The organism is Atopobium sp. BS2, from assembly GCF_000565075.1.
GTDB lineage: Bacteria > Actinomycetota > Coriobacteriia > Coriobacteriales > Atopobiaceae > Lancefieldella.
On the sequence record NZ_JDFG01000012.1, the window covers coordinates 161,793 to 176,841 of the forward strand.

Annotated in this window: 15 protein-coding genes; all 15 read right to left on the bottom strand. The window is 45.5% G+C overall.

Annotated elements, in window-relative coordinates:
* Positions 1-13 precede the first annotated feature (13 nt).
* Entirely contained in the window at positions 14-1,396 is a 1,383-nt protein-coding gene (locus HMPREF1492_RS01595; RefSeq protein WP_035435208.1) for an AI-2E family transporter, read from the bottom strand.
* Positions 1,396-2,250, bottom strand: coding sequence for a SigB/SigF/SigG family RNA polymerase sigma factor (locus HMPREF1492_RS01600; RefSeq protein WP_035431837.1), 855 nt, complete (start codon positions 2,248-2,250; stop codon positions 1,396-1,398). Before HMPREF1492_RS01600 ends, HMPREF1492_RS01595 begins: the two co-directional genes overlap by 1 nt.
* The gene (locus HMPREF1492_RS01605) at positions 2,243-2,626 is read right to left on the bottom strand and encodes a serine/threonine protein kinase (RefSeq protein WP_035435211.1); all 384 of its coding nucleotides are present in this window, start codon (positions 2,624-2,626) and stop codon (positions 2,243-2,245) included. Before HMPREF1492_RS01605 ends, HMPREF1492_RS01600 begins: the two co-directional genes overlap by 8 nt.
* Positions 2,627-2,632: 6 nt before the next feature.
* Positions 2,633-3,244 carry a DUF948 domain-containing protein gene (locus HMPREF1492_RS01610; RefSeq protein ID WP_035435213.1) on the bottom strand — a complete coding sequence of 204 codons (612 nt, stop codon included), beginning with the start codon at positions 3,242-3,244 and terminating at the stop codon, positions 2,633-2,635.
* 91 nt (positions 3,245-3,335) lie between these two features.
* Positions 3,336-4,667: a replication-associated recombination protein A gene (locus tag HMPREF1492_RS01615; protein WP_035435215.1), complete on the bottom strand. Its 1,332-nt coding sequence runs from the start codon at positions 4,665-4,667 to the stop codon at positions 3,336-3,338.
* A gap of 106 nt (positions 4,668-4,773) precedes the next feature.
* Positions 4,774-6,015, bottom strand: coding sequence for a deoxyguanosinetriphosphate triphosphohydrolase family protein (locus HMPREF1492_RS01620; RefSeq protein ID WP_035435217.1), 1,242 nt, complete (start codon positions 6,013-6,015; stop codon positions 4,774-4,776).
* Between the two features lie 98 nt (positions 6,016-6,113).
* Complete coding sequence (locus HMPREF1492_RS01625) at positions 6,114-7,202, bottom strand: SGNH/GDSL hydrolase family protein (RefSeq protein WP_035435220.1); 1,089 nt, start codon at positions 7,200-7,202, stop codon at positions 6,114-6,116.
* 893 nt (positions 7,203-8,095) lie between these two features.
* Positions 8,096-9,091 carry a 2-keto-3-deoxygluconate permease gene (locus tag HMPREF1492_RS01635; RefSeq protein WP_035435224.1) on the bottom strand — a complete coding sequence of 332 codons (996 nt, stop codon included), beginning with the start codon at positions 9,089-9,091 and terminating at the stop codon, positions 8,096-8,098.
* A 185-nt stretch (positions 9,092-9,276) separates the two neighbouring features.
* Entirely contained in the window at positions 9,277-10,173 is an 897-nt protein-coding gene (locus HMPREF1492_RS01640; RefSeq protein WP_035435225.1) for a transporter substrate-binding domain-containing protein, read from the bottom strand.
* A gap of 59 nt (positions 10,174-10,232) precedes the next feature.
* Entirely contained in the window at positions 10,233-10,988 is a 756-nt protein-coding gene (locus HMPREF1492_RS01645) for an amino acid ABC transporter ATP-binding protein (protein ID WP_035435227.1), read from the bottom strand.
* Complete coding sequence (locus tag HMPREF1492_RS01650; protein ID WP_035435230.1) at positions 10,981-11,658, bottom strand: amino acid ABC transporter permease; 678 nt, start codon at positions 11,656-11,658, stop codon at positions 10,981-10,983. The genes HMPREF1492_RS01645 and HMPREF1492_RS01650 overlap by 8 nt, the downstream gene beginning before the upstream one ends.
* A complete protein-coding gene (locus tag HMPREF1492_RS01655) occupies positions 11,645-12,298 on the bottom strand; it encodes an amino acid ABC transporter permease (protein ID WP_035435232.1) in 654 nt (217 codons plus the stop codon). The genes HMPREF1492_RS01650 and HMPREF1492_RS01655 overlap by 14 nt, the downstream gene beginning before the upstream one ends.
* Before the next feature lie 204 nt (positions 12,299-12,502).
* Positions 12,503-13,060, bottom strand: a complete 558-nt coding sequence (locus HMPREF1492_RS01660; RefSeq protein WP_035435234.1) for a DNA-deoxyinosine glycosylase — start codon at positions 13,058-13,060, stop codon at positions 12,503-12,505.
* A gap of 2 nt (positions 13,061-13,062) precedes the next feature.
* Positions 13,063-13,842, bottom strand: coding sequence for a metallophosphoesterase family protein (locus HMPREF1492_RS01665; protein ID WP_035435237.1), 780 nt, complete (start codon positions 13,840-13,842; stop codon positions 13,063-13,065).
* A gap of 6 nt (positions 13,843-13,848) precedes the next feature.
* Complete coding sequence (locus HMPREF1492_RS01670; RefSeq protein WP_035427990.1) at positions 13,849-14,811, bottom strand: zinc dependent phospholipase C family protein; 963 nt, start codon at positions 14,809-14,811, stop codon at positions 13,849-13,851.
* Positions 14,812-15,049 lie beyond the last annotated feature (238 nt).

Below are 15,049 nucleotides of genomic sequence, written 5' to 3' on the forward strand. Positions count from 1 at the left end.
CGTATTCAAATAACTACTCTTTTGTACTGTCTGAGTCTACCGCATCTGACGATGGTTTATCTGGTTCCTTAGTAACTTCTTGAGTATTCCTAAAAAGTAACTGAGAAAAATCATGTCCAAGAATCTTGGGCGCGGGAGCTGAAGACTTGCTGCGCACATGAGCTGTAGTGTCTTGATCAACAAGACGCGACTCCTCAAAGAACTTTGGGTCATCGAGGGCATCATACTCTGGCAGAATAGCGCCAGACTCATCTACATACTGCGTCGAGTTAAAAAGCGCGCCATTTGGCGAGACGATCTGTCTGCCTGAATACTTCTCAAAGAAGTACACAAAGATGCCCCTCAGTGCTGCTGTCAAAGGTATGGCAAGAATAGTTCCAACTACTCCGCCAAGAGCGCTGCCAATGACAATACCAACGAGCGAAAGACCCGGGTGAACTTTAACGCTCGTTGCCATAACCAAAGGTGAAAGCACGTTATCAACAACGTTTTGTGCAACCATCAAGATAACGATAGTCCATACGGTCATGACAGGGTCTACCAAGATGCTCAAAATAAGAGCAATACCTGCCGAGAAAACCGGTCCAACTACAGGAATAATATGGAAGATTCCTGTAACCATGCCAATAAGAGCGGCATAAGGGTTGCCTAAAATCAGACACCCAAAGTACACAAGAATGCCATTAATCGCAGAGGTAATGATAGTGCCTCGCATATATCCACTGGTAGATCTACTTAAGATTGCAAGAATAAGTCTGAACTCATTCTCTTTTTGAGGACCAGCAATAATAGCCATCTCACGGACAATAACTGGATAATCTTTAGCCAACCAATAGGCAAGCACTAGGCCTAAGAAGAAGACCATGAGTTGGTTTGCCATAGAAGAGATGTTGCCTAAAGCAGATGTGGAAAGCCAACTCAAAATACCAGAAGCAACTGATATTCCAATACTTGATGCCTGTTCAATTGCAAGTTCTACTGTCTGTCTAACAGCAGGGTTACTTTGAGTGTCAAAGTTCTGCCAAAACTCCCTTGCCATTGCTCCTATCTGACTTGCATACGAAGGGGCATTTCTGAGTAGCGTAGTAAGCTCAAATACCAATGGCTGCGCAATCAAAATCAAAAATCCTACCAGCACAATGAGCGTAAGAACAAGCGCGATAAGAGCGGAAATGCCACGAGGCACTCCCCTGTCTTCAAGCCAATTGGTAACAGGGCTGCAGACAAACGCAACAATTGCGCCAATGGCGAGCAGCTCAACAGCCTGTCCCAGGATGCCAAGAACATACAATGCAAGTGCAAACAATGCGGCCAGACCAATGACTGTCCACACCATTAAGCCACGTTGTTTCCATTTTTGAGATGAATCGGAGAAGTTTTGATGCTTTTGATCCATTAACGGTTCACGCTTTCTGGGTCAATCTTTTCTTGGATACGCTTTAAGGTGCGACGAAGCAGCCTTGAAACCTGTACCTGAGAGATATTAAGTTTCTCCGCAATCTCTACCTGAGTAAGACCTTCAACAAAACGCATACGAATAATCTCTTGCTCTCGTGGCGAGAAGTCTCTAATGGCCTCTTCAAGAACAATGCGGTCATCAGAACCAGCAAGATCCTCATCTTCGGTCACATACTGATCAATGATTGAAGGAGTCTCGTCGCCATCAGCGCCAGAACCGCCTCCCTCAAGAGGAACAGAGCTATAAGCGCTAGAAGACTCCATAGCCTCAAGAACTTCTTCAACGTTAGTATCAAGGCGCTGGGCGATCTCTTCAATTGAAGGGCTTCTTTGCAGCTCTTTAGTCAAATCATCAGTGACCTGATTAATCTTGGACGAAAGCTCCTGCAAACGACGAGGAACACGTACTGACCAGCCTTTATCGCGGAAGTGACGCTTGATTTCTCCCATGATGGTTGGCGTTGCATATGTTGTAAATTCAAGACCACGATCAGGCTCGAACCTATCAATTGCCTTGATAAGTCCAATGGTTCCCACCTGAATCAAATCATCAAGAGGTTCTCCACGGTTTTTAAACTTGGAGGCCAAAAAGCGCACGAGGTTTAAGTGACTCACGATAAGCTGGTCTCTTACCTCAGGGTCTTTTGTTTCTTTATATTGGGCAAAGAGCTTTCGTGTTCTATCTTTATCCCAGGCCGGGGTACCTTTAGAAGCACGGCGAGCAGCTCTTCTTGCGGCTTTCTGCTCTTCTGCAGATGCCTGTACTGCCTCGTTAGCTTCAGGTTTAGGCATGTGCACCGCCAGAAATCTTTACAAGATGAAGCGTATAACCGTCATCACAAAGCGCAAACTCATCACAAATAGCGGAGAGTAGTAACTCTACAAGTTCTAAGGGCTGAGAATTATCTGCCTCAGACTCAACTGGATCCTCATCACCCAAGTCAAAATCAATAGCCATAGTATTGTCTTCGAGGGTAAACGTAATATCTACGGAATCCTTCTGAGTACCGCACGCAAACACAAAGCCTTCTTCAGCGGCCATTTTGACATCTTCAAGCTCATCAACATTCATCTTGCACAAAACGGCAAGATTGGCAGCCATCATTCTGACGGAGCGAGCAAATGTTGGATCTGCGGGAGCGGAAAGCTCAACAATTTTTTGTGCCATAACAATCTACTCCTCAGTCTTCTGAGAAGACTCAGAACCATACTCAATATAGAACTGCTCAGAACGAGCTGGTCTGGAATGCTTGGTCTTATCCTGAGAAAGCAAAGGAAGCTCCTCAAGATACTCTTGAGCACGCTGTGCACTCTGTTGTGCGGAAGCAGTCGCACCGCTCAGGCGAGCCTGAGCAGCCTCAGCAAGCTTAGAGGGATTCAAAGATCCGCCAAGACCAGTTCCCAGCTTTGAAACAGACTCAACAACGCCTGTCACCGCATCGCTTGCAGCCTTGCTGACTGTTGCAGTTACTGCGGAAGCAGCGCCAGAAACGGTTGCTACATCACCAAGAACCACATTGAGGCTCTCAAGAGAGGTATTAGCGTTCTCTGCAGCCTCATCAACCTTCTGCATGAGTGCAGGTAACTGCTTGATAGTTGGATCAAGCTCATCAACCATGCCATCAATCTTTGAAATAACAGGTTGAATCTGCTCAATAGTGTTGTTAGCTGAGAGTGTAATCTCAGTAATTGACTTTCTTGTTGTTCTTAGGGTCAGAGCAACCTCGACAATAGCCCAAACACCAGCTACGGCTAAGACTACAAGGGCAATCTGTAAGTAATCCATCTATGCCATCCCTCAAAGCTAACGGTTACAGTTCTTTCTATTCTACCCGAGGAGCGCCTTCTTGATGCTCCCACTTAGGTAATTCAAAATCCTAGACTTCCTCGTGACGATCACGCTCTGTAGCTGCAATTCTCCACGCTTCCCAACCTCTTGGAGATGGCGAGAAGAACGCACCGCGTTCAAGTCCTTCTGGAAGATAACGCTGCTCAATCCACCCGCCAGGATAATTGTGAGGATAGAGGTAGTTGCCGTACTCTTCAGAACCGGGGCGCGTACGGTCTCTTAAGTAACTTGGAACTTCTCGCCTTGGACCTGTTCTGACCTCGTGAAGTGCCGCATCAATACCTGCTTCTGCAGCATTAGACTTTGGAGCCAGTGCCATATAAATAACCGCTTGCGCAAGGTTAATTCTGCACTCGGGATATCCAATGACCTCAGCTGACCTGAATGCTGCATGTGCAATGAGCAGCGCCTGAGGATCGGCATTGCCAATATCTTCTGAGGCCAAAATCATAATGCGTCGAGCAATAAATTTAGGGTCCTCGCCTGCATCAATCATGCGCGCAAGCCAATAGAGTGCGGCATCTGGGTCTGAGCCACGCATGGACTTAATAAACGCAGAGATAATGTCATAGTGCATATCTCCTGCTTTATCGTAGGGAAGTCCGCGACGAGGATTTGCCTCAAGAACGTTTTGCTTGGTGATAACAAGCGGCTCAGATGCTTTGTTGTCAGCAGATTCTGGAACATCAACCATCTGAGAGGCAAGCTCAAGTGAAGTTAGGGCTGCACGGCCATCTCCGCCTGCAAGCGTCACAATCTCTTTACGAGCGGCTTCATCCAGGACAAATGCGCCTGCTAGACCATCTTCTGACTCAAGTGCTCGCTGAATGAGCTCATCGATTGCCTCATCTGACAATACATGCAGCTCCACTACACGAGAGCGAGAAATTAGAGCACTATTAACCTCAAAGTAAGGGTTTTCTGTAGTAGCGCCAATAAGTACAACTATTCTGTCTTCTACTGCATGAAGCAAGGCATCTTGCTGAGAGCGCGTAAAACGATGAATCTCATCAATGAACAGAATAGTTCTTCTACCTGCTGTTAAAAGCCTTGATTCTGCTGCTTCAATCTCTCTACGAAGATCTTTAACAGTTCCCGTAATTGCAGATACTTCTACAAATTCTGCGTGCGTTGTATGAGCGATGATGCGCGCAAGCGTGGTCTTTCCGGTGCCTGCTGGACCGTACAGCAAAACGGACGAGAGCGTATCGTGCTCAATTGCCTTGCGCAGCCAAGAACCCTGACCAACCGCATCTTCCTGACCTACGTATCCATCAAGCGTGGTAGGACGCATGCGAGCAGCAAGTGGTGCATTAGCTTTTTTAGCGGCACGTTCCATGCCAGAAAATAAAGTATCCATGCAGCTAATTTTACCCCGTCTCAAACATAAAAGCTTGGCGAGAAGCCCGCTCAGCACAAATGCTCTTTACGTGCCCGTTTGCCACACCGTGACTGAGTGGTAAACCTTACGCACGTACCCCTTCTGCAAAGTAGCTCCTCTTTGGAAAGAGCTCCTGAGCTTCTGGGAAAAGTGCTTCACAGGTAGCCACAAAGTAGTCATCGGTCATTGCGGAAATAAAATCAACAACAGTACGATGCACGTCACTCTTCCACTCATACGTATGGCCGTACCTAGAAAGGTGCCTGCTTACTGGCTCAATATGATGCTTAAAGATTGCAAGGCTCTGATCACCAGATTTAAGCGAGGACAACTCGTATTCGTACAACTTCTCAAACAGGTGCTTAATGTCTTCAGAGAAATCACCATTGGCTTCTGATGCACCATAAATCTTCTGGTAATTCTCGCGCTTTGCTCGTTTCATCTCTTTAAACGCCTCTTCTGAGAGAGAAATCTGAGGCTTACCAAAGCTATTCTGAACAATGTCTGCAACAAAAGCAGAGGTAGCCCATGCGTTATAGGCGCCACCAAGGCCATCATCAAACGTTTCTTCTGTTGCAGCGCCAGCACGAAGCGCATCCTGTCTGTCTTTTCCAACATACGCAATAATGTCCGAGATGCGCATAACGCACCCTTCAAGCGTCATAGGACGCAGGTGAGCAATAGCCTGAGGACCTCTCTCCCAACAATCTTCTACAACCTTGTCAAACTCATCAAAAGTTGAAAGATCACTCATTTGAAGTATCTGCTGTTCAAACTCGCCGTTGTGGCAAATTACCCCGTCAAGCGTCTGTAAAGAAAGGTTTCTTGCATAAAGACCATCAAGTACGCGCACACTTTGTACGTTGTGGAAAAACCAACGCCCCGTTTGCTCGTGATAAATATCATTGAGGAAATACTCCCCTGCATGACCAAAAGGAGTATGTCCTACGTCATGACCAAGAGCTATCGCTTCAATCAAATCAAGGTTAAGGCCAAGTGCGCGTCCAATATCTTTAGCAACTCTGCAAACAAGCTGCTCATGAAGGCCGCGGCGTGTAATATCATCATGCGCACGGAACGAGAAGACCTGTGTTTTGCCGTTTAGCCTGTTATACGCAGGGGTATGCATGATTTTCTCGACATCTCGCATAAAAGCAGGACGCAAAAGCGATGCCTGATCATGGGTGGAGTCTCGGCGGATGATGTCTTCATTTTTGCACGCGTAAGGGCTTAAGGTGCCCTTAGCTATTTGCTCAGCCACAAGGGCCTGAGTTTCTTCTGAAAGTTGCCCGGTCATATGAGGTGCAAAAGGATTAGTGATGTTCATGTGTATCCTCTCTAGATGTTTTTCACCTCTAGTGTAGAAGTTTCACCGGACAAAAAGTCGTGTTGAATTTTGGAAGAACTTTTGAGAAAGCCTAGCGTCTAAAAAAGACTATCCTGAACTGGCTGTTTTAAGGCTTCAAACAGATTTTTTGCTAAAAGTGCTGCACCCTTAGAATTTGGATGCACGTCATCAGCAAAATATTTCTTCTCCTGCGGCAATAGTTTTTCTCCAGAAATACACTGCAAACCAAACTTACCGGCAACCTCTTCAATTATTTGAGGAACCTCGGTAAAACAAGAATAAGGGTGCGTGGGATACGTATCCTCAAAATAAGGCGTAGGTGTCAGAACCACCACGCGCGCATCCGCATACATTTGAGAGATCTGCCAGAGTGAATTTTTAATATCATATGTTACCTGTGACTTTGCGCATTTCTCGTATCGATAATTTGCTCCAAGTGCAACAACAACTAAAGAAGCATCCTCGATAAACGTATACGAGCCAGGCTGATAAACTTGTCCACCAATTCCCTGGTTAACCACATCAAGCTTCATGCGCTTAGCAAGACGGTGTGGCCAAGTGTGGTCTGGGCGCTCAATAACAAAACCCTGCGCAATAGAATCGCCAAACACCACCAGCTTTTTCTTAGCTTCATCGGGCGAGAAAAACGTGCCATTGCCACGGAGATTTTTAACGGAAGCGCTCTGCAAACAGGGCAAGTAAACACTCACGTGATGCGTGTCATTAAAACCTGGAAGCCTAGCAAGGTCATCCTGAGAGGTTTCTGTTTCTAGATGAATAGAAAGTGTCTGTTCACCTGCATCATCCAGCGAGAATTTCTTGTAAGGTTTACCGTCAACTGTCACAAATACAGAGCTGAGCTTTTTAAAATACGTGGCTTTAAGTAACTGTAAAACAGACGAGGATCCCTTAGGAAGTTCATCAATTTTTAGATCAAGAACCACTTCTGAGCTGTCCGTGGTAAAAGCAACTTGAATATCTGAAGTGCACGTTGCCATCTGTTTAAAAAGACCGGGGTGCCAAGAAGAGCAGGAGCCAATGACTCTAAGCTGATTGGAAGAGAAACGCAGCGGATGGACCCATCCGTGAGCAAGCTTTTCAGACCACGGCGCACCAAGTAAAAACTTGGATGCCGGAGAACTAATGCTCCACTCCCCAACTTCCATACGCACCTCCAATCACAAGTTAAATTACTATAGTTATATACTACGAGGTTAATAGACAGTATTACAATCTTTAGTAACAAATAAACTGCTCTTGTTGTCCATAGGGAGGCAACAGATATGTTTGGCGAGAAGATATTTAATTTTTCAGAACCGATTTCTAGAAAAACAGTTCGTATTGTAATATTAGTCAGTTTTCTGGCTTATCAGGGAATGCGGCTACTGTGGAAACAGGGACTTATTCCACCATTACTATTTTTTCTAGTATTAATTCTGACTGAGGTTATCGATTTTTATGTCTTTTTTAAAAGCGGTATCAAAAAATGGGTAAGAATTTTGTTCTTAGTTTTCCTCATACTTGCGCTTATATTTGAGATCAGCCACATCATTTATTTTCTTTAACCGGTGAATAAAACCCTCTTCTGTGAACTGCCTCCCATTTCTTGGACACGAGAAATAGGAGGCAATTCAAAACACACCTAAGTCGGATAATCTGTTAAAAAGACGTATACATGACGCAGAAATTACCACAAACATGCAGATTATCGTCATTAGATGTGTAAAATGCCCACATTTGAGCAGAATATCCGACTTAGGTGTGTTCTGTAGATGCAGAATTCATCTATAGTTAAATTTCTTATATTTCTCTATTCATGTTTAAGCATATTAGATGAAGTTTATGCATAGATATGCATATCAGGTAGTGTGACCACCTAGCTGCCTGGCTATCTTGATTAATAACATGTCGATTCTTCGGCAGAACCTACCAAAGCTGCGCTATTTTGTGCGCCAGGCCTAAAAGCCGGCGCTAACACGCTGCAGAATCATAATCACCTGCATTTGAACTGCCTGCACAGAAGAGGGTTTTTCATATGCATTATATAAGGCTCACGTAATTACTCAGTAGCAGATACTTCTTCTGAAGCCTGTACCTCACCGGCATCATTTTTCTTTGCAAGCTTCTTATCAAGCCAACCAGTAAATGCTGGAGCTACCAGTGCAGTAATAACTACCGCGGCAGCAAGCTGAGCGTTTGCGTTTGCAACAACCTGGGCTGTATACGTTGGATCAACACTAGCAACCGCTGCAGGAGTGGTTGTTGCAGTACCAGCAATAGTCGCGCTTGCAAGACTTGCCTTACCAGAGCCACCAAGAAGACGCTCAACAAGCATGGTAAGAATACCCGTGATGATGCAAAGTACTGCTAGGAGAATACCTGATGGACCACCAATAATAAGGTTCTCAACACTCATGCCGCAACCAAGCGCAAAACCAACAACAGCAATGCAAGGGTTAATACCAGGAACCAAAAGTGCCCTGATAAAAGGACTAAGGTTACCAAGAACAACACCAAGGACTAGAGGAAGAAGGGTACCCGCAAGTGCGGTTGGAGAAATTGCTGCAACGCCTGCTGCACCAAGAGCAATCATGGTAACTGCTGGACCTGCAACAAGAGACAAAACTGCAGCCGCGCCTTGCTCATCAGGAGTTCCGTACTCAGCAGTAATACCAATGTACAGAGCAACATTACAGAAGGTAATGCCGCCAATAATGGAAAGAGCATTAAGACCAAAGAAATTATCGTTCATGAATTTTGCAACAAAGAGACCAAAGGCAATGGCAATAGCAAGCTTAGGGATAAGAATAGTCAGGCCAGTCTTCAGAACCTTTGGAACAGTCTTCAGATCAATGGAGGCGCCAACAAACAGCAGAACAATACCAACAATCGCAGGAGCACCCTTAGCAACAGCTGTAGTAAAACTACCAATTTCTAGAACCTGAGGGAAAAAAGAGTGGAGTAGTAGGCCCACAGAAAGTGGATACAGCATAATATCGCCGGGAAACCTGGGAACGCCAATTTTACGAGTTGCTTTTTGCTGTTCAGCTGCCATTATCAGCCCCTTTGCCCTAGTCGGTCAAAAAAATAGTTGACCTACTTTATCAGCACAAAGAATCATTTTTAAAAAGTACTGTACAAATTAACAATTTGGCTACAAACGCGAGAAGACCTTACAAGCTGCAAGGTCTTCTCGCGAAATGGGTGTATTGAGCTGTAAAGACGGACTAAGCCCAGAACTTAGATTTTGCCGCCCTCGACGACCATAGTATTCGGATCTACCTCATCGCCGTAAATTGGAGCGAGTGTCTCTTCATAAGCCTTGTGGAAGAAGTTCTCCTCTGCAAGAGGGCCGGTAATCTCGTTGTTGATAAACTCCAACACCGAGGAGTTACCCTTGTGAACTGCAGCGGCAATAGTATCGGAGTCGCCCAGGTCATCAATGCCAACAACAAAGCCAGGGTTAGACTTGATCCATGCAAGTACCTCGGTATTATCGGTTGAGAAAGCATCGCCGCGGCCGTCGAGCAGTGCGTTATACGCATCAGCATAGCTATCAAATTTGACCAGCTCAACCTTAGGCGCGTTCTTAGCAAACCAAACCTCAGCCGTGGTTCCCTTAGAAACAATAAGCTTCTTGCCATCAAGCTGGGAAACATCAGTAATTGGCGCAGAAGCGGGAGAAACAACACCCAGCTTGATCTTCATGTATGGCAGGGAGAAATCAACCTTTTCTTTACGGTCATCAGTTACCGTAAAGTTTGCCAACATGATATCTGCCTTATTGGACTGCAAGAAAGGCACGCGATTTTGTCCGTCAGTGGCAATGTAGTTGATCTTGACGCCCATATCCTTTGCAAGACGCTCAGCAAAAACAATGTCGTAACCAGCGTAATTACCGTTTGCATCAACGTACCCAAAAGGAGCTTTATCGCTGAAGACACCGATATTTACCGTGCCTGCCTTCTTGATGTCATCAAGAGTTCTGAACTTTGAGTCTGTATCAGAAGATCCGCCCTGAGCTCCATCGGAATCCTTTTTCTTGCAAGCAGCCAAAAGAGCTGCAGCAGAAAGTGCGCTTGCACCAAGGAAAGCACGGCGAGAAAGAGAAGCGGAAGTATTTTCAAAGAAGTTCATTTTAAATCCTAACAAGTTGAATCAATTACTACATCATCTACGTGCAAAAAACACGCTGTTTATTTATGTACACGTTCAAATTCAAAGGTGCGCAAAAACTCTTGTGCCCTTTCTGTTTTAGGTGCCGAGAAAAACTCTTGTGCGTCAGACGACTCTTCTACGATGTGTCCCTGATCAATCAAGATGACTCGATCAGCAACTGCTTGAGCAAAACGCATCTCGTGAGTTACCACCAGCATGGTCATCCCCTGCTCTGCCAGCTCCATAACTACCTGCAAAACCTCGTGAACCATTTCGGGATCAAGAGCTGCGGTAATTTCGTCTAGCAAAAGCACCTCAGGATTAGTCATCAAAGCACGAACAATGGCCACACGCTGCTTTTGACCGCCAGAAAGCGCTGATGGATAGGCATCCTTCTTCTCCCACAGCCCTACTCGACGTAGCAACTCTTCTGCCTGAGTTAAAACCTCAGCCTCTGAACGCTTCTGCACCACCAGAGGAGCCAGAGTTACATTTTTCAAAACCGTCATGTTAGGGAACAAGTCATAGCTTTGAAAAACCATTCCAATGCCTATTGCAGCGCTTTCCCTCTTCTGACCAGAAATAACCTGATCGTGGAGAAGCACTTCTCCCCCTTGGATATCTTCCAAGCCAACAATGGCGCGAAGCAGCGTAGACTTACCGCAACCGGAAGGTCCCAACACCACGACTACCTCGCCTTTATTGATGGAGAGCGAGATCTTATCAAGCACGGGTTTCTGACTTGAGGGATATACCTTAGTGAGGTCCTTAACTGCTAAAACGGTGTTACTCATGTGAGGCGCTCCTCTCAAGCCTGCGTGAAAGATACGAAAGTGGGAAGCAGGCAGCAAAATACAGGAAGAAAATAGCTCCGTAAATCCAAAGTGCTCCGTCGGTTGGGAACTTAAAGCGATAAAAATCGGTGATCTGACTACCAACTCTGAGCAGCTCAACCACGCCAATCAGATTACACAGTGACGTTGTCTTAATCATGCGTGTAATCAAGTTGATAGCTGGAGGCAAAAGACGCTTGAAAGCCTGAGGTAGGATGACCTTAAAAAACGTCTGCTGGCGAGAAAGGCCAAGTACAAACGCACTGTCATACTGAGATGCTGGAATTGACTCCAACGCTCCTCGTACCAGGTCTCCAAGCTCGGCTGCTCCCCAGAAGGTAAAAACTACAATTGAAGCTTCAACGCCATCAAAATTAACATCAAACCATTCAGAAGTACCAAAGAACACCACAAAGAGCAGCACCAGCTGAGGCATAACACGAACAACCTCAAGGTAAACGCGAAGAATTGCACGAACCACCTTGTTGTTGGATGTCATAAAAAGTCCAACGAGAATACCAAGAGGAATGGAAAGTGCCACAGAGATAAGGCCAATGTGCACCGTTGTTGCAAGACCTCCAAGAAGGCGCGTTATCACTCCTTCCTGCAGCAAAATGTTATCGACGGGCATAGTCAAGCCTCCTCTCCAGCCAGCTGCCAAGCAAAGAAATAGGAACAAGGATAATCACATAGGCAATTACCAGCATAAAGAGGGCTTCTGTAGTGTCGTATTGCATGCCAATAATGTCCTTGGTTACGTACATCAAATCTGCAAGAGCAATGCCGGAAACAACGGAAGATTCCTTGATTAAGAAAATGATGTTAGCAACAAGGCCTGGAATTGCTACAGAAAGTGCCTGTGGAAGAATAACGTGCTGGAGAGCTTGAATCTTTGAGAGGCCCAAAACCTGTGCAGATTCAAACTGAATAGCTGCAACTGATTCAAAACCTGCACGAAACACTTCTGCCATATAGGAGCCACCAAGAAACGTTAGACCCACAACAGCAGCTACCTCTGCATCCATTTTGAGACCAACTTTAGTCAGACCAAAGTAGATAAGAAACAGCTGAATAAGCAGGGGTGTTCCTCTGGAAAGCTCAACGTAAACAGCATTAAGCTGACTTAAAACAGGAATTTTTGTCAGCGAAATCTGAGCACTTATCAAACCAACGATAAGCGAGAAGAGAACTCCAAAGAAAGAGATAGTAACCGTTATTTTTGCAGCTTCTGCATACAGTGGGAGGTGTTCCCCTATGAAGCTCCAGTCCATGCGAATAAATCCTCTCGGGATGTGCGAATACTCACACAAGAGTTACAAAATAGCTTTACGCCCGAGTCTATACCAGGAAAATTTTGCTCAGCGACAATTACACCCTGGTCGTATGTGACCCGGGCACCAGACACATCGCGGTGCATGCACAAAGTGCAGTGTATGTCGTAGCCATAATTCGCATGCGTATAATCCTAGCCGCAACTAGGATATTGTCAACTCACAATTGGTAAATTTTTTGATAATGGAAAATTCCTCCACCAAATCCTCAACTGACATACGTGCGTTAGCAGGACTTGTAGAAGGTAGTTGACGTGCAGAAATACCAGTTTGTTGCTCAGTATAACGCTTGTAGAATTTTGTTGCGGTTCCACCCAGCGTAAAAATAGCGCAGATTGATGAATCTTGAATAAGAGCGCCAATATTGTGTGGAATCGGATTTGCAATAGAAGCATCACTAGCACCCTTAATATCACAAGCCTTAAGCACATCACAAAGAGCAAGATGATGTCTTTTACAGAAGTCAATCTTTTCAGATATGGACTTGAGGGGTTTCTCGCCATATAGCGCAGCAACTACGCGCCAGAATCTATTCTGAGGATTGCCAAAGTAAAAGCCAATTTCTCGAGACTTAGGGCTTGGCATGGATCCCAAAAGCAGCACGCGAGAGTCCGGGAAAATAATGGGATCAAGCGTGTTCTCTACATGCGTAAGCGCAGTTTTTGTACTATCGCTGGCAGGCTGTGGCGTCTTTACAGCCACAGCTACTCACCTTCTTGCAGCGACTCAACAAACTCCTGCAAATCATCAAGGCGCAGTACAGTTACTTGGCCATAGCCGGCTCCACCTGTAGTGCCTGTGTCAATTCCCCACTTGTCGCCATCTGACTGTACCCATTGCGCAAGGCCATCAGGAGTGGTGGCACTGCGGTTCAAGTTTTTTGCACCAAAGCTTGCTAACAAAGGTGTGGGTGTATGACCGCAAATTACAACGGGATATGCTGCTTCTGACGTGCGGAAATCCGTTGGATATTGCCAAAACTCTTCACGAATCCACAAAAGATCGTTTTCAGACTGCTTGCTTAAATACTGCTCCAAAGAAGTCTTATCCCAGGCGGTTGGCAAGGGAACGCCATTGGACTTTACACCCGCATGCACCAGAACAAAATCTCTGCCTTGGACCTCAACGGTGGCGTACAAAGGAAGCGCCTGCAACCAGTCAATCAGCTCACCATATTCTTCTTCAGAAAGCGTCTTGAGCTCAGCAAGTGTTGCGTCTCCCCCGTTAATCTGCCACATAAACTGAGCTTCAATATCCGCCTCTGGGGCCAATGCTTGCAGCGCAAGTTGCTCATGATTGCCCATTAAAACGGTACAGTTAGGAAGCTCACGAATTGTCTTTATAGTGGCAAGCGAGCTAGGACCACGGTCAATCATGTCGCCAAGACAATAGAACACGTCTGACTCAGTTGGATTAATACGCTCTAGAGCACGCCTAAGCGGCTCCACATGACCGTGAATATCAGAAAAAACGTACGTTGCCACAAAAACCTATTCTGTCGAACCTTCATCTGCAAGCGTCTGACCATCAAAGTTCAGATTTTGCGTAAGCTCTTTTGCAGTATCAAGATTAAAGTCTGGCGAGAAGAAAACGTCAAGTGCATACGGCACATTTGCCAGCGCATGGTCATACAAATCCCAGAAGCTCTCTTTGCGAATCTCTCCCGTAAAAGGATCAGTCCACTCATTTCCCGCTCTGTTATCAAAGTCAGAATCGGAGGATTCCCTTGCCCCGTGAGAGAGCGCCTCAATCAAAGAGAACCTATTTGTACCAAAGGTGCGTTCAAGATGACCAAGTAGCTTTCTCTTCTTACCTGTTGGCGAATATGCTAGATGTTGGATAATCCTAAAATCAACAGCAGCTGACGAGAAAATCCTGGTATCGGTAGGTTTTTCATACGTCCATAGCAACGCAAAGAAAAACACCCTATCCAAAACGTAAAGCGTATGCAGCGATGCCTTCAAAACCTCGCTATAAGGCCTATAGGTAGCTACCGTTTTACCAAGATGAGCGTAAAGAATTGCCTCATCAAGGTCCTTCTCAATCTCTGCATGTACTTGATTTTTAGCAGATTCATCCAAGCCCTCTACGCCTTGAGAGATAAGCATGTTTTGCCAGTAATAGACAAAGGGATGAGCAGTGGAATCAAGCATATAGTGGCAGAGAAATCCCGCAATATAGGCGCGAGCAACCGCAACGTCTTTAAGTGGCAGAGGCGCAATTGCGTCTCGCATAGAAAGAAGAAGTTCAGGCGTTTTTTCTTTATGCATGATCGACGCATATTTAGCGTAGCGATGCAGCAGCGGATCTGCTGCTAAATAAAACAGCGGATCTGGACCTTGGTTACCCAACAGAAAAGCTTCTCGCTCTTCCATCGTAGAAAAACCAAGTTTGCCTGCAGCTATATCAAAGGCATCCTTACCAAAGAAGTCATGAGTCAAAATTGCGGGCATGTCCATTCCTTTCAGATTGCTACCATCCATTTTACCCAGCAATGGCTCAGTACGTTAGAGAGAATATAAAACAGCATGTAGTCACTATTGTGAGCAAGTTACCTCTAAGCTCTCTTCAGCTACCGCCCGCCGATTAATAAGCCTTACCCCCTGTAGTAATACTTAAATATTTGATATCTTTAAACATACTTGGGGGAGATATTTTCTGTCTGAGCCATCTAGCTTGTATTGCGACTAC

Coding starts and splice junctions, on each gene's coding strand:
- HMPREF1492_RS01650 (WP_035435230.1), bottom strand. CDS start 11,658: ATGCCCGTCGATAACATTTTGCTGCAGGAAGGAGTGATAACGCGCCTT.
- HMPREF1492_RS01610 (WP_035435213.1), bottom strand. CDS start 3,244: ATGGATTACTTACAGATTGCCCTTGTAGTCTTAGCCGTAGCTGGTGTT.
- HMPREF1492_RS01615 (WP_035435215.1), bottom strand. CDS start 4,667: ATGGATACTTTATTTTCTGGCATGGAACGTGCCGCTAAAAAAGCTAAT.
- HMPREF1492_RS01605 (WP_035435211.1), bottom strand. CDS start 2,626: ATGGCACAAAAAATTGTTGAGCTTTCCGCTCCCGCAGATCCAACATTT.
- HMPREF1492_RS01620 (WP_035435217.1), bottom strand. CDS start 6,015: ATGAACATCACTAATCCTTTTGCACCTCATATGACCGGGCAACTTTCA.
- HMPREF1492_RS01655 (WP_035435232.1), bottom strand. CDS start 12,298: ATGGACTGGAGCTTCATAGGGGAACACCTCCCACTGTATGCAGAAGCT.
- HMPREF1492_RS01600 (WP_035431837.1), bottom strand. CDS start 2,250: ATGCCTAAACCTGAAGCTAACGAGGCAGTACAGGCATCTGCAGAAGAG.
- HMPREF1492_RS01635 (WP_035435224.1), bottom strand. CDS start 9,091: ATGGCAGCTGAACAGCAAAAAGCAACTCGTAAAATTGGCGTTCCCAGG.
- HMPREF1492_RS01640 (WP_035435225.1), bottom strand. CDS start 10,173: ATGAACTTCTTTGAAAATACTTCCGCTTCTCTTTCTCGCCGTGCTTTC.
- HMPREF1492_RS01645 (WP_035435227.1), bottom strand. CDS start 10,988: ATGAGTAACACCGTTTTAGCAGTTAAGGACCTCACTAAGGTATATCCC.
- HMPREF1492_RS01670 (WP_035427990.1), bottom strand. CDS start 14,811: ATGCCCGCAATTTTGACTCATGACTTCTTTGGTAAGGATGCCTTTGAT.
- HMPREF1492_RS01595 (WP_035435208.1), bottom strand. CDS start 1,396: ATGGATCAAAAGCATCAAAACTTCTCCGATTCATCTCAAAAATGGAAA.
- HMPREF1492_RS01625 (WP_035435220.1), bottom strand. CDS start 7,202: ATGGAAGTTGGGGAGTGGAGCATTAGTTCTCCGGCATCCAAGTTTTTA.